Source organism: Odoribacter sp. AF15-53, assembly GCF_003479425.1.
Classification (GTDB): domain Bacteria; phylum Bacteroidota; class Bacteroidia; order Bacteroidales; family Marinifilaceae; genus Butyricimonas.
In genome coordinates this window covers 315,717-340,701 of sequence record NZ_QUHC01000004.1, presented here as the reverse complement: position 1 = coordinate 340,701, position 24,985 = coordinate 315,717, and the positions used below count along the sequence as shown (strand labels likewise).

The following is a 24,985-nucleotide window of genomic DNA, read 5'->3' as shown; positions in this document are numbered from 1 at the left end:
AAGCAAATGAAAATAAAAATATTATACATCGGGTTATCCATTTTCCTGTTATCTTGGATTATCCCGTCTCTCGTCCAGTTAACCTTGGACTCCTCCTCTCGTTACCCGTTCACTTATTATAGCTCCGTGATCAACCAATTCTGCTACATCGACGTGGAAAATGATAACGTGCAGGGGAAAGACATGAGTGGTAAGGAATACACGGATGCCGAATTCGACCGGGTATTACCCATGTTTTATTACCGTCAGTTAGCCATGGAGAACGCTCTTCCCGACTCGATACAAGGTGTTCCGGTCGATCTTCACTCGATTGCCCGCAACAACTTCTTCTTCTGGTACAAACCGAAAGACAAAAACACCCCCGTGATCGAACTCTACCCGATGTTCGAATCCTGCTCGGGAAAAGTCGATCTGGAAAATCCCAGCGATATGTTCCGGTTGAAAGACAAAATCGAATTCATTGACATGGCCACCAACCAAGTCGACGAGCAGAAATCCGCACGCTTCCAGCAAGCCCTTCAAAGGGCCGGATTCACGGCACCCGCCCAGTGGGTGGCAGGAATACCCACGAGCCAGAAAGCTTACGATGAAGGTTATTTCGTGCTGGATAGTCAAGGCCGTCTTCTCCATGTGAAAATGACAAACGGCAAACCTTTTGTCAAAGACACGAAAGCCGGGGAAACAATCAACGTATCGTGCATGTTCCCCATGGACATTGAAAATAAAAGCCTGTACGGGTTCCTGTTCGACACGAACCACACGCTCTACTACCTCTCCACGGACGGGTACGGACTTGTGAAAGTGTTGGAAAACGTCGATCCCGACAAAGACCGGGTATCCATCATGGCCAACATGTTCTTCTGGACCGTGGTCAAAGAATCCGCCGACGGGGAATACACCTACGCTTTAAAAAACGAGAACATGCAACAAGTAGATAGCCTGTTCCGTCCCGCACGTCAATCCCAATGGGATAAAACACTCCCCTACCTGTTCCCGTTCACGGTAAACTTCCAAGACAGTACGAACAGCTACGTGTATCCCCGGATTTCCGGATATTATTTCCCCTCTTTCGGGATAAATATTATCCTGACATTGCTTACCTTTGTCCTCTATCGCAAAGAAAAATCTTACGGGAAATATCTAGCAAGTATAATCACGCTGTTCACGGGATTTGCCGGGTTTATAACCGTATGTATTTTAGCTCGCTTGAAGAAATAACATTAATAATATAATCATGAAAAGAACGACATTTATTTTTATCATCGCATGTGTGGCAACCCTTGCTATCGTTGCCTGTAAGAATACCCAAAAGAAAGAAACCGTAACCGAAATATCCCCGGTTCAAAAGGCCGTGGACGTTAACGGTTTACTCAGCAAGGCCGAGCAGCAAATCAACGACACGATCGTCTTGAAAGGTATCGTGACACACACCTGTTCTCACTCGGGACGCCGTTGTTTCATCGCCGACTCGACGGGAAAACTCACCATCCGGGTTGAAGCCGGCGGTAACATCCAAGCTTTCAATAAAGAACTCGTCAATTCCGAGATCGTCGTGACCGGAATTTTACAAGAACAACGTCTTTCACAGGAATATATTGATAACTGGGAAAAAGAACTGGCCAAAGAAGAAGCCGACGGCGAAAAAGACGAGGCACATTGCAATTCCGAGAAAAACAGCATCCTCCAAATGCGGGAATGGATGAAAAATAATAACAAAGACTTCTATGCCATTTACTACGTCAACGGTATTGACTACGATATGGTGAAATGAGTCTGTAAAGTTCGTAAAGTTTATAAGGTTTATAAAGTTACGGGTGTCCTTCGGACAAGGCTTACCGGCAGCTCTGGCTGCCGTGAAAAAAGCGCCCGCCAGGGTCTACTGACCTTATGAACTTTATAAACCTTATGAACTTTATGAACTCTTTTTAATTTTAAATTTTTCATACCTTTGCCCCCCGAATTCAAATCGTTCAATGATAATATAAATCAAGGTATGATTCAAGATATAGCTCCCCGCACGTTTTCGAACGCTTACAAAACCAAACGTCCTGAAACAACAAGTTACGCCCTGTACTTCAACGGGCATTCCGTACTGGTTGGCAAAGACAGCCCGACCCTACGTTTTCCCCGTTTCGAAGAATTAACCAACGCACGGGAGGAAATCTATCAGGAAGCTATTTACTTGTTTGCCATTGATGACGAGTGTTTCTATCTGGTCAATCACCTCCCGGAAGAACAACCGGAATTCGAAATGAAAGACACCGGAATTTTCCGAACGAGTAATCCCCGTCACCTGGCCTTTGCCGGGATCACGGCTTACAGCCTCTACAAATGGTACGACAACCACCGCTATTGCAGTCATTGCGGGAACCGGCTCGTACGTCACGATAAAGAACGAATGCTATACTGCGAGAAATGTAACAACACGGAATACCCGAAAATCATGCCCGCGGTCATCATCGCCGTAACCAACGGGAATAAAATCCTGTTATCCAAATACGCCAACCGGGAATATACCCGTTACGCCCTACTCGCCGGGTTTACCGAGATCGGCGAAAGCATTGAAGAAACCGTGAAACGCGAAGTCATGGAAGAAGTAGGATTACACGTCAAAAACCTGCGATACTACAAAAGCCAACCATGGTCTTTCTCCGACACCTTGTTAATGGGCTTCTTTGCCGAAATGGACGGTGACAACCACATCACTCTCGACCGGGAAGAACTCGCCCTCGCCGAGTGGTTCGACCGGGAAAACATCCCCGCCACCGAATCCGATATCAGCCTTACCAGCGAAATGATCGAGCATTTCAGGAACGGGAACCGATAAACACGCGATCTCCAAACATACCATAGGATAAACAAAACATGCAATACACTATACCAAAATTATAGAAACACTATTTTTCATTATCACCCCATCGGGACCCGCTTGATAGTTCATTATCACCATCAAGCATTCATCCTGCATTCCCCTTGCATTCATCTTCGATAAAATTGAATATTAATATATTCATACTTGGATATTACCTCTACCTTGAAGTATATTAGCTAACTGTAGGAGAATACCCGGATGACAAGTAATCCGGGAGCAACCCCAAGGTAAGTATATATATAGCCAAATATAAACAAAGCACTGTCATGAATAGATTAAAATAACAAGTCTCCGGGTGATTTTCTGATATTGGAAAATCACCCGGAGATTTCATTTATTCAAATAATCATTGAATAAAATTCGTACGTTGCGTCGGTTCATACTCCGGAAGCCCCACGCCATGTTCCCGTCCCAGCTTGATACATTTCAGTAACCATGCCATGTTCTCGCCCAGCGTACGCATCGTCTGCAAACCTTCCCGATCCTTACGAACATCATCCGGGGTGAAACCATGCACGGAATTCCAGTATTGTGAGGAAACAATCGGCATATTACTAATCGTGAAATACTGGTTCAACTGTTCGAACGTAGCCGAAGCCCCGCCCCGCCGACAGGACACGACTGCCGCTCCGAGTTTACCGGCCATACGGTTGCCCGAAGCAAAAAACAAGCGGTTCAGGAAAGACACCAACTGCCCGGACACCCCGCTGTAATACACCGGGGAACCGATCACGATAGCATCAAATTCATCCAAACGGGTCTGTACCTCCCTCACTTGATCTTCCCGGAAACAATATCCCGTCTCGGCACATTTCATACAAGCGATGCACCCGGCAACAGGCTGTTTACCCAGATACAGAATTTCCGTCTCGATATCATGTCCGTGCAACGTGTTCTCCACCTCGTGTAATGCCGTGTAGGTACAACCTAACCGGTTAGGACTACCATTAATCAATAAAACTTTCATATATATCATCAATTATAAAATAGAAACGCCCAAATCCCTAGCTTCTTTCAAGGCCAAATGTCCCTTGATATCCCCCACGTTCACCACTCCACCCGCGTAAACTTCACCCAAATTCGTCCATCCCAGATGTTTTAGCAAGGCATGATAATAATGAACCACCGGTTCAAAGTTATCCCGTGTATCTCCCTCGGCAGCCATCAACATAATACACTTCTTACTCGGGCTCCTGAATTCGGCGTCTTTCTCGGTAACAGCAAACAAGCGATCAAACGCACATTTCAACTGTCCCGTGACACTCCAGTAATACATAGGAGAAGCAAGCACCACGATATCCGCACGCTCGTAAACGGGATATATCTTATCCATATCATCTTTCTGCACGCAGGGAGAATCGGGGTCTTTCCCTCCCTTATAACATCCCAAGCAAGCCCGGATATTCATCTTTTGCAAGTCAAAGCGATCAACAACGTGCCCGGCTTGAATCGCCCCTTCCGTGAAAGACGCGATTAACCCTGCGGTATTCCCGTTCATCCGGGGACTGCCATTTAAAATCAAAATCCTTTTCCCCGTGGACCCGGTAGCATTCTCATTACTATTTGCACTCATAGCTTTCATTTTTTAGTGGTTCAATTACGTTAACTCTGCTTTATCTCTATATTACAAAGTTAGTGTAATACTCTCCATTCGGATTTGCTATTTAGTTCAAATATTATTTCTTATTAGTCCATAAGGACAAGGTCCATAAAGTCCATAAAGTTGCACCCCCGGTTCTTAAAGTCCATAAAGTCACAAGTGTCCTTCGGACAAAGTTCAACGGCAGTAGAACTGCCGTTGATAAAGCGCCCGTGGGGGCTATTGACCTTATAGACTTTATAGACTTTATGGATCTTATAGACTCAAGCGAAACGCCTTGCTCATTGGCGATAATCCGAGGGCGATTTACCGAAACGGTTCTTAAAAATACGGGAAAAATGGGTGGGATTCTCGAATCCCAGCGAATAGCATATATCCGAAACGGGCATGACCGTACTCTCGATCATGTCTTTCGCCTTGTCCAACCGATGTTCCCGAATCCATTGTGCCGGAGGCATATTATATATCACCTGAAAATCACGTTTGAAACTGGATAAACTTCTCCCGGAAAGATAAGCCAATTCCGGCAAGGTCACGGGAGTCGAGTAATGCTGTTCGACAACTTGCCGGATATCATTACGCACAGGCTGACGAAGTTGAAGTATTTGACGGAAGATATTCTTACTACACTCGGACACGTTATACAATAACTCCATGATTTTAATCCGAAGTAATCCCTCGTTCACGGAAGACGGATTATTAAAATAAGGCTTCAACGAACGGGCAAAAGCCACTAAACAATCCGTCATCGGGTTCACCGTGTTCTTCACCTCTTCGGTGATACGGGGTATTTTAACGTTCGCCATCGTGAGAAACTCTTTCAACAACTCGTCTTTCAAGCAAAACATCAAACTATCAAAAACATTATCATGATCCGGGTTACCCTCCTTTTCGTATCTCACGAACATCGCCTTTTTCAGCAATATCATCTCATTCTCATGCACGACAAACCGCTGGTTTCCATAGAAAAGGGTCATCGTTCCTTCCAGCACGAACACCAACAAATGTTCTTCCAGAAACATGGTTCCCTTCCCTCCCATGCTATGGATACAGGATTCAATCACCGAACAACCATCCAGCTTTAAAGAACTTTTGGTACAGTTAACAGAAACAAGAGCCGTTGGAACTTTTATAAATTTCTTCATATCATTTCGCTTGAAAACAGGTAAGTTATAAATATACCATGTACAAATATACAACATATACCCATCTTGCAAATGATTATTTCGTTCAAAAATCTTTTCTTTTCAGCCCAAATCCAAAAGAAATATTTGATAAACAAGAATTTTCCGTTGAAACCATCAATTTAATTCAAAATAAACTATCTTTGAGCACGATAAATTAAAACATTGCTGTTTGAAAACGACAAACTCTAAGAAGATAAATGCGTAATTAACAGTCTGTAATCTCTTCAGACTGGACCTTTCAATTCGAGTTTCACACCCGAAAATAATTTTTATTTGGCTTCATTTTACGATTTTCAAGTATCCTCACGGGTACCCCGGAAATCTTTACCCGAATCTTCATGCCCACAAGGTGCGAGATTCAAACTTAATCATTATATTTATATCAATTATGGGAAAAGAACTAAAACTAGTAGAAGATTTCGATTTCGACATGATCGTGGACTTTTTCGGTCGGTTAAATCGTCAGGGACCCGGTAGTGAACAAACGACCTGCCAGGCATTAAACCTCGTCGGGAAACTCCCGCAAGACGCAAAAGTCGCAGACCTCGGTTGCGGTAGCGGGGGACAAACCCTCACGCTCGCAACCCATACCGACGGGACGATCAGGGGTATGGACATATCTCCCAAGCTGATCGACCTCTTCAACGCGAGAATGAAACGCCACGGCTATGACGACCGGGTTACAGGCATCGTAGGTTCGATGGCTGAATTACCTTTTGAAGGAGAAGAATTAGACTTGATCTGGGCTGAAGGTTCTATCTACAATATCGGTTTTCGGAGGGGACTCAACGAATGGAGAAAATTCCTGAAAACCGGGGGAGCAATCGCCGTGTCGGAAGTCTCGTGGCTTACCCCCACACGCCCCGAAGAGATTAATCATTTCTGGCACTTTCATTACGCCGAAATCGACACGATACCAAACAAAGTCAAGCAAATGGAAGACGCCGGGTATACGCCCCAAGCACACTTTATCGTGCCTGAAGATTGCTGGTTAGATCATTTCTACAAACCCATGCAAGCCTGTGTCACATCGTTCCTCGAACAATACGATTACAGCGAAACGGCCCGGCAATTCGCCCAAAATCAACTGGAAGAACAGAACTATTACCGCAAATACAAAAAATATTACGGCTATGTCTTTTACATCGGAATTAAAAATGAATAAAAGGAAAAGGAATATGAATACAACGATCAGACTGGAAACAGAAACCGACCACGCCTTTGTTGACAACCTCACCCGGGAAGCCTTCTGGGACGTGTATCATCCCGGAGCAGACGAACATCTCGTGTTACACAAGATCAGGACAAGCCCTTGTTTTATCCCGGAACTCGATTTCGTGGCCGAACAAAACGGGGAAATCGTGGGACACGTGATATGCACGAAAGCCAAAGTTATCGACAACACGGGCATGGAACACGAAGTTCTTTGCCTGGGACCGATCAGCGTGTCCCCTTCCCTCCAAAAACAGGGAATAGGTTCTTTACTGATAAAACATACCCAAGCCACGGCTCGGAACTTCGGTTACAAAGCTATCGTCCTATTTGGTAATCCCGCATATTACCACCGATTCGGATTCAAAAATGCCGCCCAATACCACATTACCACCCGTGAAGGAGAAAATTTTGACCCGTTCATGATTTTCGAATTACACGAAGGTAGTTTATCCCGTATCAGCGGAAAATTCTATGAAGACCCGGTATTCAACGTTACCCCGGAAGAAGTCGAAGAGTTCGAGAAAGGATTCCCTTACAAGGAAAAACATGTCACCGACTCTCAACTGAAGTCCAATTAAAATGATCACCCACCTATTCTTTCCTTATACACGGGAAAAGAATAGGTGGGTGATCAAAATCAAATATCTTTCTTCTTTTGCGGCAATAAAAAATAAACACCACCTTTCCGATTCAATGCTTTTTGTTCCGTGGTAAGTTCTAAGAAATTATCTTCAATCAACATCCGCTTCAACGTAGGTAAATTAAACAGAAAATCCGGCACTTTCCCTGTTAAAGCGTTATCTATCACCATAAAATTTTCCAGTTTTTCCATTCCCGCCCATTCTTCCGGGATACTTCCACTAATTTTATTCCGAGTGAGAATCAAAGACTTCAAATTTCGCAATTCGCCCCATTCGGCGGGTAATGTTCCGGTTAATTCATTTGATGCTACATCCAACACCTCCAATTCAGAGAGCCATCCCAGCTCCACAGGTAAACTTCCTTCCAACTCATTCCGAGCCAGCCGAAGCAACGTCAAACATCGCATATTCCCGATCTCTGCAGGCACTGTTCCACTCAATTTATTCCCGGATACATCCAATATTGTCAAGCGATCCAGATAGCCTATTCCAACAGGAATACTTCCACTTAATTCATTCATGGACAAATCGACTCTTTCCAACCGTGTCAAATCTCCGATTCCGGAAGGAATCATTCCAGATAACTTATTAGCCCCTAACAACAATAACTTCAAATTTCTCAGATTACCGACACTCTCGGGTAAAACTCCCCCCGTAAAAGCTCCGGATGCGTTAAATTCTTCTAATCCCTCCAAATCACCTAATTCTTCCGGAAGTGACGAAAACTTATTATTCGGTATAGCCAATACTTTCAAGCGCTTCAGATTACCGATCTCCGGAGGGATTGCCCCCTCAAACTGATTATTCGTCAGGTACAATTTTTCAAGTCCTTCCATATCACCAAGTTCAGGAGGTAATACACCGCTCATCCGGTTCCCAAACACGCTCAATACTTTTAAACGTTTCATCTTGCCTATCGTGCTTGGAAATGTCCCCGTTATCATATTAACACCCAGATACAACTCTTCTAACGCCTCCAACTCACCCAACTCCTCCGGTAACTCACCCGACAATCGGTTATTAGCCAAGTTTAGAAAAGTCAAACTTCGCATACCCGCTATTTCGACAGGAAGTTGCCCGGTAAAACCATTATTATTCAAAAATACTTTAGACAAATTCTTCAACTCACCCAACTCCTTGGGTAATATTCCGGTTAACCGGTTTTGTCCCAGACTCAATTCCGTCAAGTTGCGCAAATTACCGATTGTCGAAGGTATACTCCCTGTAAACTGATTTTCCCATAAATACAAATGCTTCATACTTTCCCAGTTACCAATCTCGGATGGAATCTCACCCGAAAAACAGTTAAAACTCAAGTTCAAATATTCCAACTGAACTAATTTCGTTAATACAACCGGGAAAGGGCCGGAAAAATGATTAGTCTTCACGTAAAAATTCCGTAGGTGAGCCAGCTTGCCCAATGTCTCCGGCAACTCTCCAGAAAACTCGTTCTCCGAAAGCAACAAAGAATGTAACCGCATTAACTCCCCGATCTCCTTCGGCAACTCGCCTGAAAACTTGTTAGAAGTCAAATCCAACGAAGTCAAGGCCGTCATCTTTCCTATTTCCGGGGATATAGTTCCAGTAAACCTGTTATTTCTCAAATTAATAAAACTTAATTGCGTCAATTCCCAAAGTTCCAACGGTAACGGCCCACTCAAACGGTTGTTACTCAAATCAAGAGAGGATAACAAAATAGCCTTGTTTATATCAGAAGGTAACGGCCCGGACAAATTATTATCCGACAAACCCAAACTATATAATTTCGGCAAAGCAAACAGCCCACCGGGTATCGCTCCTGTCAACCGATTATTCGCCAGCTCTAGCCTCAATAATTCATTCAAATCAGCTAAAGTAACCGGTATCGGTCCTCTTAACAAATTATTCCTCAACCAAAGATACCTCAAAGCTTTCGCATTTCCCAATGACGCGGGGATCTCTCCGTCTATACGGTTGTTCTCTAACGACAGAGTATGCAATTTCTTCATATTACTCCAATCCAACGGTAAAGCTCCCCGCATACGGTTATCACATAAATACACCTCTTCCAGATTCTCCAAAAGCGTAAACTCCTCCGGAATTTTTCCTACCAGCAAGTTACTTGAAATATTCATATACTCCAATCGTGAAAGATTACCAATGCTTGCCGGAATACTACCAATCAACCTGTTATTTTCCAGTCTCAGAAATTTCAATTCTTTTATATTCCCGAGCGAGGCGGGAATCTCTCCCGATAATTCATTACGTGCCAAGTCCAACGACACTAAATTCTCTAGTTCGGTGATCCCACCGGGAATTTTCCCCGTCAAACGATTACCGTTCAAGGATAATTGTCTCAATGCCGAACATTCACCTATATTTACAGGAATCTCCCCCGTAATCCCATTATTACAGAGATTAAGAACCTCTAATGTCTTTAGCTTAAAAATAGAACCCGGCAAGACTCCTTTCAAACCATTCGACCCTAAATACAAGCTCAACATCCCATTATCATAATTCCGCTTCACCCCGTACCATTCTTCAACAGGCCGATCGCTCAACCAATTTTCATTCGTACGCCACTCCTCACCTCCCAACGCCCAGTACAATTCCATCAATGCAGCCCGTTCTGCCGCTACTTGTTGCTCCTTTAGTAATAACTCTATCGCTTGCTCCCGAATAATCTTTTTTTTCTCATCCTTTTGTTTGTCTTTATACACCTGAGCAACCAACGAACTATTCCCAAACCAAACAAAACACCCCAAAAAAAGCACAAATGACACAATATATTTCATAGCCGATTTTTTAAATATTCAGCTACCAATTTAAACAATAATAAACAATGTTCCAAGAAAACGAAAAAGAAAATCAAGGAATATTCATTCATTTTCTATTACTCTATATTATCACTAATTTTGCGGCATTAAAATACTATTTCTATGGAAAACTTACTAAATATCGCAGCCCAGAATATGGAACAAGCCCGGCAAATTATCCGGGACACCCGTATTATTCCTATTTGGGAATCTGTAGGGGCCGAAATTAATCTTGTCGGTTCATTAAAAATGGGACTAATGATGAAGCACAAGGATATTGACTTTCATATCTATACCCCCACGCTAACCCCTTCCGTAAGTTTTGCCGCAATAACCCGAATCGCCGAACACCCGGCAATCAAACAAATCGAATATATCAACTCGATTGATACCGATGAACACTGCATAGAATGGCATGCATCGTATCTCTCCCCGGATAACACGCCGTGGCAAATCGACATGATCCACATCTTGAAAGGTTCCCGCTATGACGGGTACTTCGAACGCGTCGCCGAACGTATCGCAACCGTGTTGACACCGGAAACCCGGAACACGATTCTACAACTGAAATACGAAACCCCCGACACCGAAAAGATCATGGGGATCGAATATTACCAAGCTGTTATCCAAGACGGAATCCGTACTTATGCTGACTTCATAAAATGGCGAGAGAATCACCCGACAAACCGAATCATCGAATGGATACCTTGAAATAAGTCTATAAGGTCCATAAAGTCGTAAAGTCCATAAAGTCACGGGTGTCCTTCGGACAAACTTTAACGGCAGCACATGCTGCCGTAGACAAAGCGCCCCGCAGGGGTCCACTGACCTTATAGACTTTATGGACTTTATAGACCTTATGGACTTTATAAACCTTATGGACTTTATAAACCTCACACCGTCAACGTCTTTATAAACAGGGTAATCCCGTCAAATATCATCTGCAACCCGATCGTGGCAACTATCAACCCGATAATACGAATTAACGGGTTCATAAAATTATATTTGATCAGGAAATTCCCGATCCGACGGGCTTGTAACATACAAAACAGATTCACCACCAAAGCGATCAGGATAGATATAATCGTGATCTCCCGCCCGTATTGAACCGGGAAAGTAACGGCGGCCGTAATCGTGGCAGGTCCGGCAATCATGGGTATGGCTATTGGAACGGTGGTCAAATCCGCCAATTTTATATGCTCGTCCACCTTCAGGAAAAAACCTTTCAACAGTCCCGACAACCCGTTATACATCAACACCGCCCCGCAAGTGATCTGGAAGGAATACAACTCGACATGAAACACGTAACTAAACGTGATCTCTCCCAAAAAAAGGAAGAATATCAGGATCAGGGCCGCCGTGATAGACGATTTTATGGATATATACCGAAGGTCTTTCTGGCTAAACCGTTCCTGCAACGAGGTAACGATCAACACTTTCTGTACCGGGTTCACTAACGCCAAAAGAGCCACGATACATCCTAATATCATTTTTACCGTCATGATCTGAATATTTCTAATTCACCGCAAAGGTACGTAATAAAACGAACTTATCGACAATAAAAAGCATAAGGGAAAAGCAATATTTTCTCAAAAATATATTACTTTTGAGCCAGTAAATAATTTTATAATGAAAAGGCTGTTTTTTGTATACATACCTGTCTTTATTTTTTCTTTAACACTCATTGTCAATGGACTGCGAGGATACACGACAGAGAAAGAGACGATTTTGCCTACACAAACCGAACAGCTATCCGAGGCGGAATATCCGATTTACATCAGCAATCACTATTCATTTTATTACCAATTAGGGGCAGACGAGGGAATTACAGTTCCCCACGGACGACGTTTCGGGTTAAATAAACCACCTAAAACAAACCTGTATTCGCATAATAATATGTACGGCGGGAAAAACATTCCGGCTAAAGTGTCGTTGGCAAAAAACGAACGGCATTTTATTCAGTACCTGACCACCCGCCACAGTCAAGGATTTTATATTTACTCTTTGAATGAATTGCTGTTATGACACGATCTTAACGGGAAAACAGACAAAAAAGCGAGTATAAAATAGTATAAACTAAAACAAATATATGGTCGATTGGCTTCAATCCGTTCTCGATTGGTATATGTATAACGTGAATTACTGGAGTGTTCTCGTATGCATGACAATAGAGAGTTCCATCATCCCTTTTCCGGCAGAACTGATCGTTCCCCCCGCAGCCTGGAAAGCTGCCAACGGGGACCTCAATTTCACGCTGGTCGTCTTGTTCAGCACAATCGGATCAGTATTAGGTGCCCTTTTCAATTACGTGCTGGCCTACACGCTGGGGCGCAGATTTATTTACACGTTCGCGGAATCACGCTGGGGAAAGATTCTGCGGATGTCAAAAGAAAAAATAGAAAAATCCGAACAATATTTTTTGAAATACGGCAAAAGTTCCACTCTGATTGGAAGACTTACCCCCGGGGTAAGAAGTTTTATTTCACTTCCGGCCGGACTGGTCAAAATGCCGTTAAACAGCTTTATATTTTATACGGCAGCCGGAAGCGGTATATGGAACCTGATCCTGGCGATTGCCGGTTACTTTTTATATTCCCGAAAAGAACTACTGGAAAAGTATTTCACCGAAATCTCCATTGTTATGTTGATGGTAGGAATTTGCTTTTTCGGGTATCTTATTTTTCGGTCAACACGTAAAAAAAACAAAATTAAATACTAAATTACAGAATGGAATCACGTAAACACTACACAGGACTCACGGATAAACAAGTGCTGGAAAGTCGTGAAAAACACGGAGCCAACGTGTTAACTCCCCCGAAAAGGGATTCTTTATGGCAAATTTTCATCGGGAATTTCGAAGATCCCGTTATTCGTATATTAATGGTCGCCGTATTCCTGTCCGGGGGGATCGCCATATCCATGTATTTCTCGGAAGGAATCATCGAGATCGCCGAAACAATCGGTATCGCCGTGGCCATCTTACTGGCTACCGGGGTTGCCACCTGGTTCGTGTGGGATGCCAACAAGAAATTCGACGTGTTGAATCAAGTAAATGATGACACGATGGTAAAGGTAATCCGGAACGGGAATGTACACGAGGTTGCCAAAAAAGAGATAGTCGTGGATGATATCGTACTGTTGGAACAGGGGGAGGAAATTCCTGCCGACGGGGTACTTTTAGAAGCCATTTCGTTGCAAGTAAACGAATCCAGCCTGACCGGAGAACCTATTGCCCATAAAACGGTCATCGAATCCGAATTTAACCTGGAAGCCACGTATCCCTCAAACCACGTGATGAGAGGAACGACCGTTTCCGACGGTCACGGGGTGATGCAGGTACTTGCCGTGGGTGACTCTACCGAGTTCGGTAAAGTAGCCGAAAAGTCCTCGGAAAAGAGCGAAGAGCCCACCCCGTTGGACAAGCAACTGGAATCGCTGGCTAAATTCATCGGGATCGTCGGTTTCTGCGGTGCCGCCCTGACATTCTCCATACTATTCATCAAAGGTATATTCTTTAATCCCGCCTACCCGACTCCGGGATTAGGACAACTCGGATTGGTCGGGGCCGTTATCATCGCGGCTATCATCATGCTTGCCAAAGTGTGGGTTCCGGTAATCTACGATGTCCATACCTTGCGGGGGAAAGAAAAAGAACTCCCGAAAAGTATTGAAGAAGGTGGTTGGGGACGTTGGTTCCTGTACGGCCTGGTGGCTTTAGTGATCATGCTCGCTATCGGATTGGCCTTCGGGGTAAAACCTTGGGACCCGCATGCTTGGATTCCGCTTGGCTTGGGTAAGAAAATTCTAGCCGCATTCATGGCCTCCGTAACCCTTATCGTGGTTACTGTCCCGGAAGGACTTCCCATGAGCGTCACGCTAAGTTTGGCACTCAGTATGCGCAAGATGCTGAAATCCCATAACTTGGTTCGAAAAATGCATGCTTGTGAAACCATGGGAGCTACCACGGTGATCTGTACGGATAAAACGGGTACATTAACCCAGAACCAAATGACCGTGTACAAAACCAATTTCTACGGTCTAAACGATCAGCAATTATCAGATAATGAAAATTCAAAACTGATAAAGGAAGGTATCGCCATCAACACGACCGCCTTTCTGGATTTCTCAGACCCGGTAAAGGTTAAAACTCTCGGCAACCCGACAGAAGCTGCTTTGTTACTTTGGTTGAACGAGCAAAAGGTTAATTACCAAGAGCTTCGTGAAAATGCCACGGTCATAGATCAATTGACCTTCTCCACCGAACGAAAATACATGGCCACGCTGGTCGAATCTCCCGTCATGGGAAAAAAGATTCTGTACGTGAAAGGAGCCCCGGAAATCATATTCGCTCAATGCAAGGATGCCTTGATTGACGGGGAATTACAGCCCATTTCCAATTACAAGACAACGGTTGAAAAACAATTGTTGGAATACCAGAATCAAGCCATGCGTACCTTGGGATTCGCTTACCAGATCATTGAAGATAACGAATCTCATTTCAAAGATGGCCGTTTGTACAACACGGAACTGACTTTCTTGGGTATCGTGGCAATTTCCGACCCCATCCGTCAAGACGTACCGGATGCCGTGAAACGTTGCTTTGATGCCGGAATCCAAGTAAAAATGGTTACGGGTGATACTCCCGGAACGGCAAAAGAAATCGGACGTCAAATCGGCCTGTGGACAGAAAAAGACACGGAACGTAACGTGATCACAGGAGTTGAATTCGCCCAACTGACAGACAAAGAAGCCCTTGACAGGGTACTGGATTTAAAGATCATGTCACGGGCACGTCCCATGGATAAACAAAGACTCGTACAATTACTGCAACAGAAAAAAGCGATCGTGGCAGTTACCGGAGACGGAACCAATGATGCCCCTGCCCTGAATCATGCTCACGTGGGCTTATCCATGGGTAGCGGAACCTCCGTGGCAAAAGAGGCCAGTGATATCACGTTGCTCGATGACTCGTTCAGCAGTATTACTTCCGCCGTCATGTGGGGACGTTCGGTATACCAGAATATCCAGCGTTTCATCCTGTTCCAGTTAACCATCAACGTGGCAGCCTTAATCATCGTGTTGCTCGGTTCCCTGTTCGGCTCGGAGCTCCCGATCACGGTAACCCAGATGTTATGGGTTAACCTGATCATGGATACTTTTGCGGCCGGGGCATTGGCCTCCCTCCCACCCAGTCCGGAAGTGATGAAACGCAAACCGAGAGATTCGAATGCTTTCATCATCGTCCCGCAAATGCAGAAATTGATACTTGCCACCGGAATCACCTTCGTGGCTATCCTGTTGGGATTACTCTATATACTCTCTCATTACGTGGGAGGAATAGATGCCGCCACCCCGGAAGGACTACGAAACCTGACAATATTCTTTACCGTATTCGTGATGTTGCAATTCTGGAATATGTTTAATGCCAAGACCTTCGGCACGAACGACTCGGCTTTCAAAGACCTATTCAGAAGCGAAGGTTTCCTCACCGTGGGAATGGCTATAGTTGTGGGACAAATTCTTGTCGTCAACTTCGGAGGTTCCGTTTTCAGAACCGTGCCACTAAGCTGGGAAGAATGGATATGGATCACGCTTTCCACCTCCCTTGTACTCTGGGTGGGTGAAATCTTCCGGGCATTCAAACGGATGAAGAATAAAAAATAGCGTCATTACAGGGGATCATGAAAAGAAACAGTAAGAATTACTGGATATATGTCGGAATGATAACCGTTTTCGGAGGGCTTATTTATTTGGCCCTCACTTTCGGGAACAAATTCGACCATTATTCGGCAGCACACGCGATCAATAGAAACGAATCGGCATTTGGGATGTTCCGGAATATTCTTTCCGAGAACATGACAAGTTCTTTGACGATCTTGTTAATCCAGATCATCGTGATTCTACTGACCGTACGTGTATTCTCGTTTCTTTTCAAATACATCGGACAACCGGGTGTTATCGGGGAGATCGTGGCAGGTATCGTACTTGGCCCCTCTCTTCTCGGATATTTCTTCCCGGAATTATTCGCACATCTCTTCCCCGTAAACTCACTGACAAACCTGAACCTGTTAAGTCAGATCGGTCTAGTCCTGTTCATGTTCGTCATCGGTTTGGAACTAGATTTTAGGCTACTAAAGAACAAATTGAACGAGACACTGGTGATCAGCCATGCCGGTATCGTCGTGCCGTTCTTTTTGGGTATTCTCGCATCCATCTGGGTATATGAAGAATATGCGGCCAATCAAACGGCCTTCCTACCATTTGCCTTATTTATCGGGATATCCATGAGTATCACGGCCTTTCCCGTGTTAGCCCGTATCGTGCAAGAACGCAACATGACGAAAACCCCCATCGGCACGCTCTCCATCGCTTCGGCGGCAAATGATGACGTCACCGCATGGTGTCTGCTGGCCATCGTAATCGCGATAGCCAAAGCCGGAACGTTCGTCAGTGCCCTCTACACGATCGGTCTCACCCTCGTGTACATCGCTTTCATGTTTCTCGTGATGCGTCCTTTCCTGAAAAAGATCGGGGAAATATACGCGTACTCGGAAGTCATTAACAAATCATTCGTGGGCTTCATTTTCCTCATCCTTGTACTTTCGGCTGCAACAACCGAGGTGATCGGTATTCACGCCCTGTTCGGCGCCTTCATTGCCGGAGTCGTGATGCCGCCTTCTCCCGGATTCCGAAAAATCATGATGGAAAAAGTCGAAGATCTGGCACTCGTGTTCTTCCTTCCCTTGTTTTTCGCTTTCACCGGATTACGCACGGAAATCGGTCTGATAAACACTCCGAGTCTCTGGTGCGTGTGCTTACTGTTCATACTGGTAGCTATCACGGGCAAACTCGGAGGTTGCACCTTGGCCGCGAAAGCCGTCGGGGAAAACTGGAAAGACAGTCTTATCGTGGGAACATTGATGAATACCCGCGGGTTAATGGAACTCGTGGCTTTAAACATCGGGTACGAAATGGGTGTTCTTCCCCCGGAAATCTTTGTTATACTGGTTATCATGGCCCTTATAACCACGTTCATGGCCACCCCCTTATTAGCTTTCGTGGAACGAGTTTTCCGAAAAGGCAAAGAAACTCACAAACACGTGCGGAGAGTCATGTTATCCTTCGGACGTCCGGAATCGGGAAAAATCTTGCTTAACATGGCTGACCTGTTACTCGGATACCGTCTGAAAGAGAGTCATATCATCGCTACCCACTTTACGCTAGGAACCGAACTAAACCCGGCAAAAGCCACCGAATACGCCAAGGAGAGCTTCCTCCCCTTGAAAGAAGAGGCCCAACGTTTGGAATTAAAAGTCGAAAAGCGTTATCAAGTTACGGATAAACTGATTCAAGGCATGGTAAACATGGCTAATGAAGAAAAAATAGATTATCTCTTCGTGGGTGCCGGGCAACAATTCATGCAAGAATCCCCCGTGATCAATCTAGGAAAAAATAAAAAGTCTGCCGCAATAACCCGATTCATCACGAAATTGAGAAATCAATCTCTAAACCTACCCGGCACCTTATTAAAGGAAAAGCTGGAATCAATCATGAACCAAGTGAATTGCTCGGTAGGTATTTTCGTGAACAGAGGATACACGCAGACATCCGAAGTTTTACTACTCGTAGATAACGAAGACGATCTTTTCTTGTTCAATTATGCCAGAACCCGGTTAGGCGAACAGAGTATGACAATCCGGATCTGTTTTATTCATGAACAGGTGAATAAACATTTGGAATCCAGAATTATGACGGAATTCGTGCAACACGATCCGGTTAAATTCATCATGGATAAACCGTTAACATCTAATCCTTTAATTAAAAACAAAGAGTGTCTGTTAGTTATAAGTTACGTAACTTGCGAAAAAGTCGCAAAAAGTCGGGACTTGTTCTCCAAGTTACCTTCACTTTTAATCATACGACCGGAAACAATTGAAAACGAAGAATTGAAAATGGTAATCACTCAATCTAAAATTTAAAATCATAAATTAAAATATGGAATTTCTAATCATCATAGGACTTATTTTATTAAACGGAGTTCTCGCCATGTCTGAAATAGCCATGGTGTCAGCCCGTAAATCCCGTCTTGAAACAGAAGCCAAAACCGGGAGTAAATCCGCCCAGAGAGCTTTAAAATTAGCCAATCAGCCGGATCGTTTCCTCTCAACCATTCAAATCGGAATCACGTTGATCGGTATCCTTACCGGTCTTTATTCCGGGCAGGCTCTCGCGGGAGACCTTGCTGTATGGGTTGAAAAAATCGAGGTATTAAAACCCCATGCCCTGCTGATATCCAAAACGCTTATCGTGATCGTGGTGACCTATCTCACGTTAATTTTCGGAGAACTTGTCCCCAAACGAATCGGGATGGTTGCCGCGGAGAGAATGGCCAAACTGATCGCGGGCCCGATGAATATCCTTTCTCGAATAGCCTCCCCTTTCGTGTGGTTGCTCTCCGCCAGCACGTCATTCATGATGCGGGTGTTAGGCTTGAATAAATCAAATGAAAATAAAATTACGGAAGAGGAAATCAAGGCAATTATTCAAGAAAGTACTGCCGAAGGGGAGATACAGGAAGTAGAACAGGATATCGTGGAACGCGTGTTCAACCTTGGAGACCGGGATATCGGTTCTATCATGACACACCGGAGCGATTTGGTATGGTTGAATATCAACGATAGTAATGACACTATCCGGGAGACTGTCAACACGCACATCCACACGATCTATCCCGTGGCCGACACGAAACTGGATAATATCGTGGGTATCGTCCTCCTGAAAGACCTTTTCAGAACCATCGAATCCCCCGACTTTAACTTGAAGTCGATCATTCGCGTACCCCAATATTTCCCCCAGAATCAAAGCGTGTACAATGCCTTGGAACACTTAAAACAAGGACACACGAAATATGGACTGGTTACCGACGAGTTCGGAAGTATCGAGGGAATCGTGACTTTACAAGATATACTGAAAGCCTTAATCGGGGATCTCCCCGAAATAGGTGAAGAACCGGACATCGTGAAACGAGAAGACGGAAGTTATCTTGTGGATGGTCAATGCCCCTTCTATGATTTCCTGGCTTATTTCGACATGGAATTCCTCTACACGGGACATTATTACAACACGTTAAGCGGATTAATCTTGAAAATACTGGAACATATCCCTCACACGGGAGAAAAATTAACCTGGTATAATTTCGAGTTTGAAATCGTGGACATGGATGCAGCCCGGATTGATAAAGTGCTCGTCACTATAAATAAAGAGTAAGGATGAAAAATCCTTACTCTCACTCCCACAATACCTTGCAACATTTAATAGATTTGTGGTATACATTATAAAAACGACTTTCTCTGTTTTTTCCTGCTCAAATATATAATTTCTATTGAAAAAAACAAAATATTTTAACACTTTTCCTTCCCGTCGCCTTCATTCTAAATACTCTCAGTGTCCGTGACTACATTGATGTTCGCCCCCTTCATCGTGATGATGACAACCGATACCGGAATCCAGCACGAATCCCTTCAAATACCCTTCCACGACTTTTCTTACCTCCCCTTTACATCCTCGCAACACCTTGATATTCTGGTCACTTAAAACTTTTAAAGCTCCATCACCCATACTCCCGGCAAGCATCACGCTCACCCCTTTTTCTTTCAACACGGAAGCGATATTCGATTTACAACCACATCCTTGAGGAGAAGGCAAGGTCTCCGTATCCGTGATATTCTTGGCATCATCTACCGTGAACAACGTGTAAAACTCGCAATGTCCAAAATGATCGTCAATAACATTTCCCCTAGTTGGTACAGCAATTTTCATGATTCTATTTTTATGTGGCAACGCCACGTTACAAGTTAACAAGTTACAGGTTACAAGTTGAAAGCCACAAGTAAATTCTCAACTTGTAACCTGCAGCGCCCCCTGGCGCAACCTGCAACTTGTAACGCAAGGGAATAAATACTTCGGTATTTATTCCCTTGCAAATTTACTGAAAAACAGATAAAAATTCATAGCTTTGCGCCCAATAAATTCACATATGCAAGGCACTTTATCATTATACAGATGGATATTCCTATGGCTCTTCGTCTGTTGTTCCTGTTCGCAGAAACACCTGACGAAAGTTCCCGCAACTTTTCCCACCCCGGTCTTACAAGCTTCAGACTTACTGAAAATCCCTGATTTATATTCCTGTACTCAACCCCAGATCACTGAATTTTTTGTACAGACCTACCCGATAACCGAAACTTTCAATGCACAGGAAAAACGATACGTACAAGCGGGAGACCCCTTGTTATTTTCACGCGCAAGAAATCACATTCTGGATCTGGATCAGATTCCGGACGATGAATTTTCATTCCCGTTGCCCGGGGCACGAGTACTTTCCTCCTATGGAAAACGAAATGGCAGGATGCACACGGGAATTGATCTGAAAACATTCGCCAAAGACACCGTGAGAGCCACCTTTTCAGGTATCGTACGAGTTGCCGGCAAAGCACAGGGATACGGAAACGTGATTGTCGTGCGTCATTACAACGGTCTGGAAACCGTGTACAGTCATAACTTCAAGCATCTGGTAAAATCGGGTGACCGGGTAAACGCGGGAGACCCGTTAGCCCTTGTCGGACGTACCGGACGGGCTACCACCGAACACGTGCATTTTGAAACCCGCATCAATGGCAAACACTTTAACCCGGCCATCCTCATAGATTTCGAGAAACAAGCTATCCGGTTGAAATGTATTGTCTTCACGAAAGACCGGAAAGGAATCATCCGAATCACCCCGATACTTTAAACCTCAAAAACGCTTCGTGTACCCGTGACAATAAGGTAAAGCCCCCTTACGCTCGTAATAATTCTGATGGTAATCCTCCGCCACCCAAAATGTTGTTGCCGGAGCTAAACGAGTTACCACGTCATACCCTTTTGTTTTCAACTGTTGTATCAACTTTTCCGCCACGGCCTTCTGTTCCGGACTCGTGTAGAATATTTCTGAGCGATATTGCATCCCGTAATCCGGTCCCTGATAATTCAGCTGCGTGGGATCGTGTATCTCGAAAAACAACTTCGCCAACGTCTCGTAATCAGTCCTCGAAGCATCAAACAACACCCGTACGGCCTCCACGTGTCCCGTGTTTCCTTCACACACCTCCTCGTAAGAAGGATCTTCAACCTTTCCCCCGGTATACCCGGACTCCACGGCCAATACACCCGGAGCTTTCTTCATATAATACTCCACTCCCCAGAAACACCCCCCGGCAAAGATAGCCGTATCCACCTTCAACTCTTTATCTGGAATGAATTCCATGGATATCGAATTCACACAATGACGCGTATTCTTCGGCGTGAATCCCTCTCCCGTGAACACGTGTCCCAAGTGGGCCCCGCAATGAGCGCATACAATTTCCGTCCGACGCCCGTCGGCATCCGGTACCCGCTTCACGGCCCCCGGAATCTCGTCATCAAAACTAGGCCAACCGCACCGGGCATCAAACTTATCCTCCGAACGATAAAGCGGAGTTCCGCACTGTTTGCAAACATACGTTCCTTTTGCCTTAAAATCATAGTATTTCCCCGTGAAAGGTCTTTCCGTACCCTTATGAAGTATCACTTGTTTCTCGTCTGCCGTCAATTCTTTCTTTTGTGCCATAACCATATAATTTACCAAAAACAACATTAGTAATAATAATATTCTCCTCATAACCCTCATTTTACCAAGTGAAACGTATTTCCCGGACAATTAGTTATTAATTTTTTAATGACAATATAACAACTTTTTCGAAGCATTCCACATATAAAGAAATAAACTAAACTTAAATAAAAAAGAAATGACTACAACAAGTGCAACAACATCTACGGGATCTAAAGGATTCAGATGGTTATACCTTATCATGGGTATCGTGTTATTCGTTTTCGGCGTGGGAATCATTCGCCACCCGGTAGCTTCCTATTACGGGCTGGCCATGTATTTCAGTATTATCATCATCGTGATCGGCATCAGCGAAGTCATGAACGCCTTCGCCGGGGGAAGCTCTCGTCATTGGGGCTGGGGCCTGTTTATCGGTATACTTGATTTGATCATCGGTTTCATCCTGTTGATCCATCCGGTCATCACCGAAGACATTCTTCCTTACATCGTCGGCTTTATCCTCATGTTCAAAAGCATCGACTATATTGCCGAATCCCTGCAAATGTCTTCACTGAAAATCAGAGGTTGGGGATGGATATTCGTGGCGGGAATCGTCACCCTGTTCTTCTCTTTCATGATTGTTTTCTTTCCCCTGTTCGGGATACTGAACATCATTATCTGGACCGGACTCAGTTTCATCTTTGCCGGAATATCTTCATTCGTGTATGCTTTCGTGGGGAGATAAAAACTTAATTCAATAAACGAAGACACTTAAAAAGTCTCATTATTGGAATTACTACCCCTGTCCTCTCCTTACACAGGCGGAGAAACCGCTTGGTGATCATCTCTCCCCCCGTGTAAGGGGAGAGCCGGAGGGAGAGGGAGTTTGAAAGTAGCTCTATCAAAACCTCACACTCATTTTTACTTCCAACTTGACACGAATAAAGTATTTATCCCTCTTTTAACTTCACCCATATATTTTGCCCGTTATTATTATACGGTTTCACTATGCAATAACCATCCTCAACGATAAAAGTATACATATATTCACAAGGAACAGCTTCTTTCCCGCTCCTATCAATCACACCTTTCCGGTAATTTCGTTTAGAAACTTTCAGTTCAACTTCCGCATATCACCCGTTTCCCTTGTCAAAAATCACCCTATATAACCCAAAAAGCATTTAACTCGCAAGCAACGCACGTCCTTATTTACTCTTCCACACGAAGTATCCGGGAAAAGTCTCTCCCACCTCCACCGAGCGGTCAAACAACCCGTAAACGGCAGAACCGCTTCCGGTCATGGACACGTAAACAGCCCCCAAAGCATTCAATGTATCTTTTATTTCTTGTATTTCAGGCACCTTCGGAATCACGGAAGTTTCAAAATCATTCACGACAACACCATTCCATTCACACACGGGCAATTTTCCCAACTCCCGTAAGTCAAACGAAGCGGCACGAGGAGTTATTCCCCGGTAAGCCTCCGGCGTGGAAACACCCCGATCCGGTTTTACAAGCACCATAACATAATCCTTCAACGACAAATCAATGGCCTCCATTAACTCCCCTTTCCCGAAAGCAAACACGGGATGATTCCGCACGAAAAAAGGACAGTCACTCCCCAAACGGGCAGCGTATCCCATCAACTGCTCCTCATTCAACCCCAACGAAAACAGTCGATTCAGCCCCACCAGCATAAAAGCCGCATCGGCAGAACCTCCCCCCAATCCGGCCCCGTAAGGAATGATCTTGTGCAAATGCACTTCAACCGAAGGCAACTCATACTCACTCGCCAAGATAGAATAAGCCTTGCTAACCAGATTCTTCTCCGGCGGACAATCAATCGGACTCCCCGTGGATGTGAAAACACAACTCCCCCGTTCACCTTTTATCTCCGTGATTTCGAGAATATCCCGTAACTCTATCGGGTAAAAAACAGTCTCTAAATTATGAAACCCGTCCGGCCTTTTCTCCGTGACATATAACCCTATATTGATCTTCGCATTCGGAAATACTACCATATATTCATCAACTTGTAACCTGTTAACCTGCAAAATAATTTGAGTAAACTTGTTTGCCTCAAACCATTTTGCAAATATATCGAAAAATGATATATTTGCCTTTCAATCATCCCTTAAATAGCGGCTGACTATAATTTATTTTTAACCACAAGATTCAAATCTCATGTTAGAATCATTGCAAGCTCTCGATCGTACGATATTCCTCACATTGAATGGTATGCACACGCCATACCTCGACTCGTTCATGTATATCTTCACGAGTAAACTCGTGTGGATACCCCTCTACGCCTCCATCCTATACGTGCTATACAAAAACATGAACATACGCATGGTTATATTCACCACGTTAATGTTCGCCTTACTGATAGTGATTGCCGATCAGGCATGTAGTTCCATATTACGCCCCATATTCGAACGCCCCCGACCTTCACGTAATCCCGAAATTGCCGATCTGGTTCATATCGTCAACGGTAAACGAGGCGGCATGTACGGTTTCCCCTCTTGTCACGCGGCCAACACGTTCGCGCTAGCCTGCTTCGTGATGCTCCTGTTCAAGAACAAAGCGCTCACCACGTTTTTCATGCTATGGGCCATAGTAACTTGCTACACCCGGATATACGTGGGTGTACATTATCCCGGTGATTTACTTTTCGGAACCGTTGTCGGTTTCGCTGCCGGGGCTATAACTTACGGGATTTACCGCTTCTGCCTTCGTGTAAATAGCATCGCTCATAGCTTGCAATATCACCGGGATCGTAAACTCGTGAAACATCCTACCCACATGCGCCAAACCTCAGTCATCATCTTCACGGGATTACTGACCATTGCCGCATTCGCCATATACAGCATTTGGTGGCAACCTTTTTAATTATAGATTTTAGGATTCCAATCGCACAAGACCTACGTTTTTACAATCAAGGGATCATCGGGAATCACTCCACGAATTGGTTGAAAACCCATTAAGAATAGGCGACACGCAGACCATACAACCTACATCCCGCCTAAATCCGTTGAAAAATATGAAAAAA

The 24,985-nt window shown here is 44.4% G+C and carries 22 protein-coding genes; 14 read left to right on the top strand and 8 right to left on the bottom strand.

The features are described from left to right. Positions 1-6 precede the first annotated feature (6 nt). From DWW52_RS11190 to nudC, 3 genes are all read left to right on the top strand, one after another. Complete coding sequence (locus DWW52_RS11190) at positions 7-1,218, top strand: DUF4857 domain-containing protein (protein ID WP_118715583.1); 1,212 nt, start codon at positions 7-9, stop codon at positions 1,216-1,218. 16 nt (positions 1,219-1,234) lie between these two features. Beyond that, the gene (locus DWW52_RS11185) at positions 1,235-1,771 is read left to right on the top strand and encodes a hypothetical protein (RefSeq protein ID WP_118715582.1); all 537 of its coding nucleotides are present in this window, start codon (positions 1,235-1,237) and stop codon (positions 1,769-1,771) included. 222 nt (positions 1,772-1,993) lie between these two features. Then, positions 1,994-2,827, top strand: a complete 834-nt coding sequence (nudC, locus tag DWW52_RS11180) for an NAD(+) diphosphatase (protein ID WP_118715682.1) — start codon at positions 1,994-1,996, stop codon at positions 2,825-2,827. Positions 2,828-3,218: 391 nt separating this feature from the next. Here nudC and DWW52_RS11175 read toward each other — a convergent pair whose 3' ends face one another. From DWW52_RS11175 to DWW52_RS11165, 3 genes are all read right to left on the bottom strand, one after another. After that, a complete protein-coding gene (locus DWW52_RS11175; protein WP_118715581.1) occupies positions 3,219-3,839 on the bottom strand; it encodes a flavodoxin family protein in 621 nt (206 codons plus the stop codon). A 12-nt stretch (positions 3,840-3,851) separates the two neighbouring features. Next, positions 3,852-4,445: a flavodoxin family protein gene (locus DWW52_RS11170; RefSeq protein ID WP_118715681.1), complete on the bottom strand. Its 594-nt coding sequence runs from the start codon at positions 4,443-4,445 to the stop codon at positions 3,852-3,854. Between the two features lie 308 nt (positions 4,446-4,753). Then, complete coding sequence (locus DWW52_RS11165) at positions 4,754-5,617, bottom strand: AraC family transcriptional regulator (RefSeq protein WP_158582571.1); 864 nt, start codon at positions 5,615-5,617, stop codon at positions 4,754-4,756. A gap of 430 nt (positions 5,618-6,047) precedes the next feature. Between DWW52_RS11165 and DWW52_RS11160 the strand changes: the two genes are divergently transcribed. Together DWW52_RS11160 and DWW52_RS11155 are read left to right on the top strand one after the other, a co-directional pair. Beyond that, positions 6,048-6,824 carry a class I SAM-dependent methyltransferase gene (locus DWW52_RS11160; protein WP_118715579.1) on the top strand — a complete coding sequence of 259 codons (777 nt, stop codon included), beginning with the start codon at positions 6,048-6,050 and terminating at the stop codon, positions 6,822-6,824. A gap of 13 nt (positions 6,825-6,837) precedes the next feature. Continuing rightward, positions 6,838-7,452 carry a GNAT family N-acetyltransferase gene (locus DWW52_RS11155; RefSeq protein ID WP_118715680.1) on the top strand — a complete coding sequence of 205 codons (615 nt, stop codon included), beginning with the start codon at positions 6,838-6,840 and terminating at the stop codon, positions 7,450-7,452. Between the two features lie 59 nt (positions 7,453-7,511). On the opposite strand, the gene DWW52_RS11150 is transcribed toward DWW52_RS11155, so the two are convergent. Continuing rightward, positions 7,512-10,289, bottom strand: coding sequence for a hypothetical protein (locus DWW52_RS11150; protein WP_118715578.1), 2,778 nt, complete (start codon positions 10,287-10,289; stop codon positions 7,512-7,514). Positions 10,290-10,433: 144 nt separating this feature from the next. Between DWW52_RS11150 and DWW52_RS11145 the strand changes: the two genes are divergently transcribed. Continuing rightward, on the top strand, positions 10,434-11,021 hold the full coding sequence (locus DWW52_RS11145) for a phosphoglycerate mutase family protein (RefSeq protein ID WP_118715577.1): 588 nt from the start codon (positions 10,434-10,436) through the stop codon (positions 11,019-11,021). 182 nt (positions 11,022-11,203) lie between these two features. Here the strand turns inward: DWW52_RS11145 and DWW52_RS11140 are convergent, their stop codons facing one another. Beyond that, positions 11,204-11,812, bottom strand: a complete 609-nt coding sequence (locus tag DWW52_RS11140; protein WP_118715576.1) for a MarC family protein — start codon at positions 11,810-11,812, stop codon at positions 11,204-11,206. Positions 11,813-11,939: 127 nt separating this feature from the next. Between DWW52_RS11140 and DWW52_RS11135 the strand changes: the two genes are divergently transcribed. The 5 genes from DWW52_RS11135 (at position 11,940) to DWW52_RS11115 (ending at position 19,577) form a co-directional block, all read left to right on the top strand. After that, positions 11,940-12,335 carry a hypothetical protein gene (locus tag DWW52_RS11135; protein ID WP_118715575.1) on the top strand — a complete coding sequence of 132 codons (396 nt, stop codon included), beginning with the start codon at positions 11,940-11,942 and terminating at the stop codon, positions 12,333-12,335. 64 nt (positions 12,336-12,399) lie between these two features. Continuing rightward, a complete protein-coding gene (locus DWW52_RS11130; RefSeq protein ID WP_118715574.1) occupies positions 12,400-13,029 on the top strand; it encodes a DedA family protein in 630 nt (209 codons plus the stop codon). Positions 13,030-13,037: 8 nt separating this feature from the next. Continuing rightward, positions 13,038-15,974 (top strand): calcium-translocating P-type ATPase, PMCA-type, encoded by a 2,937-nt coding sequence (locus DWW52_RS11125; RefSeq protein WP_118715573.1) that lies wholly within the window; start codon positions 13,038-13,040, stop codon positions 15,972-15,974. A gap of 17 nt (positions 15,975-15,991) precedes the next feature. After that, positions 15,992-18,289, top strand: coding sequence for a cation:proton antiporter (locus tag DWW52_RS11120; protein WP_118715572.1), 2,298 nt, complete (start codon positions 15,992-15,994; stop codon positions 18,287-18,289). Positions 18,290-18,305: 16 nt separating this feature from the next. After that, complete coding sequence (locus tag DWW52_RS11115) at positions 18,306-19,577, top strand: hemolysin family protein (protein WP_118715571.1); 1,272 nt, start codon at positions 18,306-18,308, stop codon at positions 19,575-19,577. Between the two features lie 174 nt (positions 19,578-19,751). Here the strand turns inward: DWW52_RS11115 and DWW52_RS11110 are convergent, their stop codons facing one another. Further along, on the bottom strand, positions 19,752-20,129 hold the full coding sequence (locus tag DWW52_RS11110) for a NifB/NifX family molybdenum-iron cluster-binding protein (RefSeq protein WP_118715570.1): 378 nt from the start codon (positions 20,127-20,129) through the stop codon (positions 19,752-19,754). Between the two features lie 217 nt (positions 20,130-20,346). On the opposite strand from DWW52_RS11110, the gene DWW52_RS11105 reads away from it, so the two are divergent. Further along, the gene (locus DWW52_RS11105) at positions 20,347-21,102 is read left to right on the top strand and encodes a M23 family metallopeptidase (protein ID WP_118715569.1); all 756 of its coding nucleotides are present in this window, start codon (positions 20,347-20,349) and stop codon (positions 21,100-21,102) included. Positions 21,103-21,105: 3 nt separating this feature from the next. Here the strand turns inward: DWW52_RS11105 and DWW52_RS11100 are convergent, their stop codons facing one another. Further along, on the bottom strand, positions 21,106-21,963 hold the full coding sequence (locus tag DWW52_RS11100) for a bifunctional methionine sulfoxide reductase B/A protein (RefSeq protein WP_370449512.1): 858 nt from the start codon (positions 21,961-21,963) through the stop codon (positions 21,106-21,108). A gap of 172 nt (positions 21,964-22,135) precedes the next feature. Between DWW52_RS11100 and DWW52_RS11095 the strand changes: the two genes are divergently transcribed. Further along, positions 22,136-22,681 carry an HdeD family acid-resistance protein gene (locus tag DWW52_RS11095; RefSeq protein ID WP_118715567.1) on the top strand — a complete coding sequence of 182 codons (546 nt, stop codon included), beginning with the start codon at positions 22,136-22,138 and terminating at the stop codon, positions 22,679-22,681. Between the two features lie 460 nt (positions 22,682-23,141). Here DWW52_RS11095 and ispE read toward each other — a convergent pair whose 3' ends face one another. Further along, positions 23,142-23,957: a 4-(cytidine 5'-diphospho)-2-C-methyl-D-erythritol kinase gene (gene ispE, locus DWW52_RS11085; protein ID WP_118715565.1), complete on the bottom strand. Its 816-nt coding sequence runs from the start codon at positions 23,955-23,957 to the stop codon at positions 23,142-23,144. 163 nt (positions 23,958-24,120) lie between these two features. On the opposite strand from ispE, the gene DWW52_RS11080 reads away from it, so the two are divergent. Then, positions 24,121-24,825: a phosphatase PAP2 family protein gene (locus DWW52_RS11080; RefSeq protein WP_118715564.1), complete on the top strand. Its 705-nt coding sequence runs from the start codon at positions 24,121-24,123 to the stop codon at positions 24,823-24,825. The last annotated feature ends 160 nt before the right edge of the window (positions 24,826-24,985 follow it).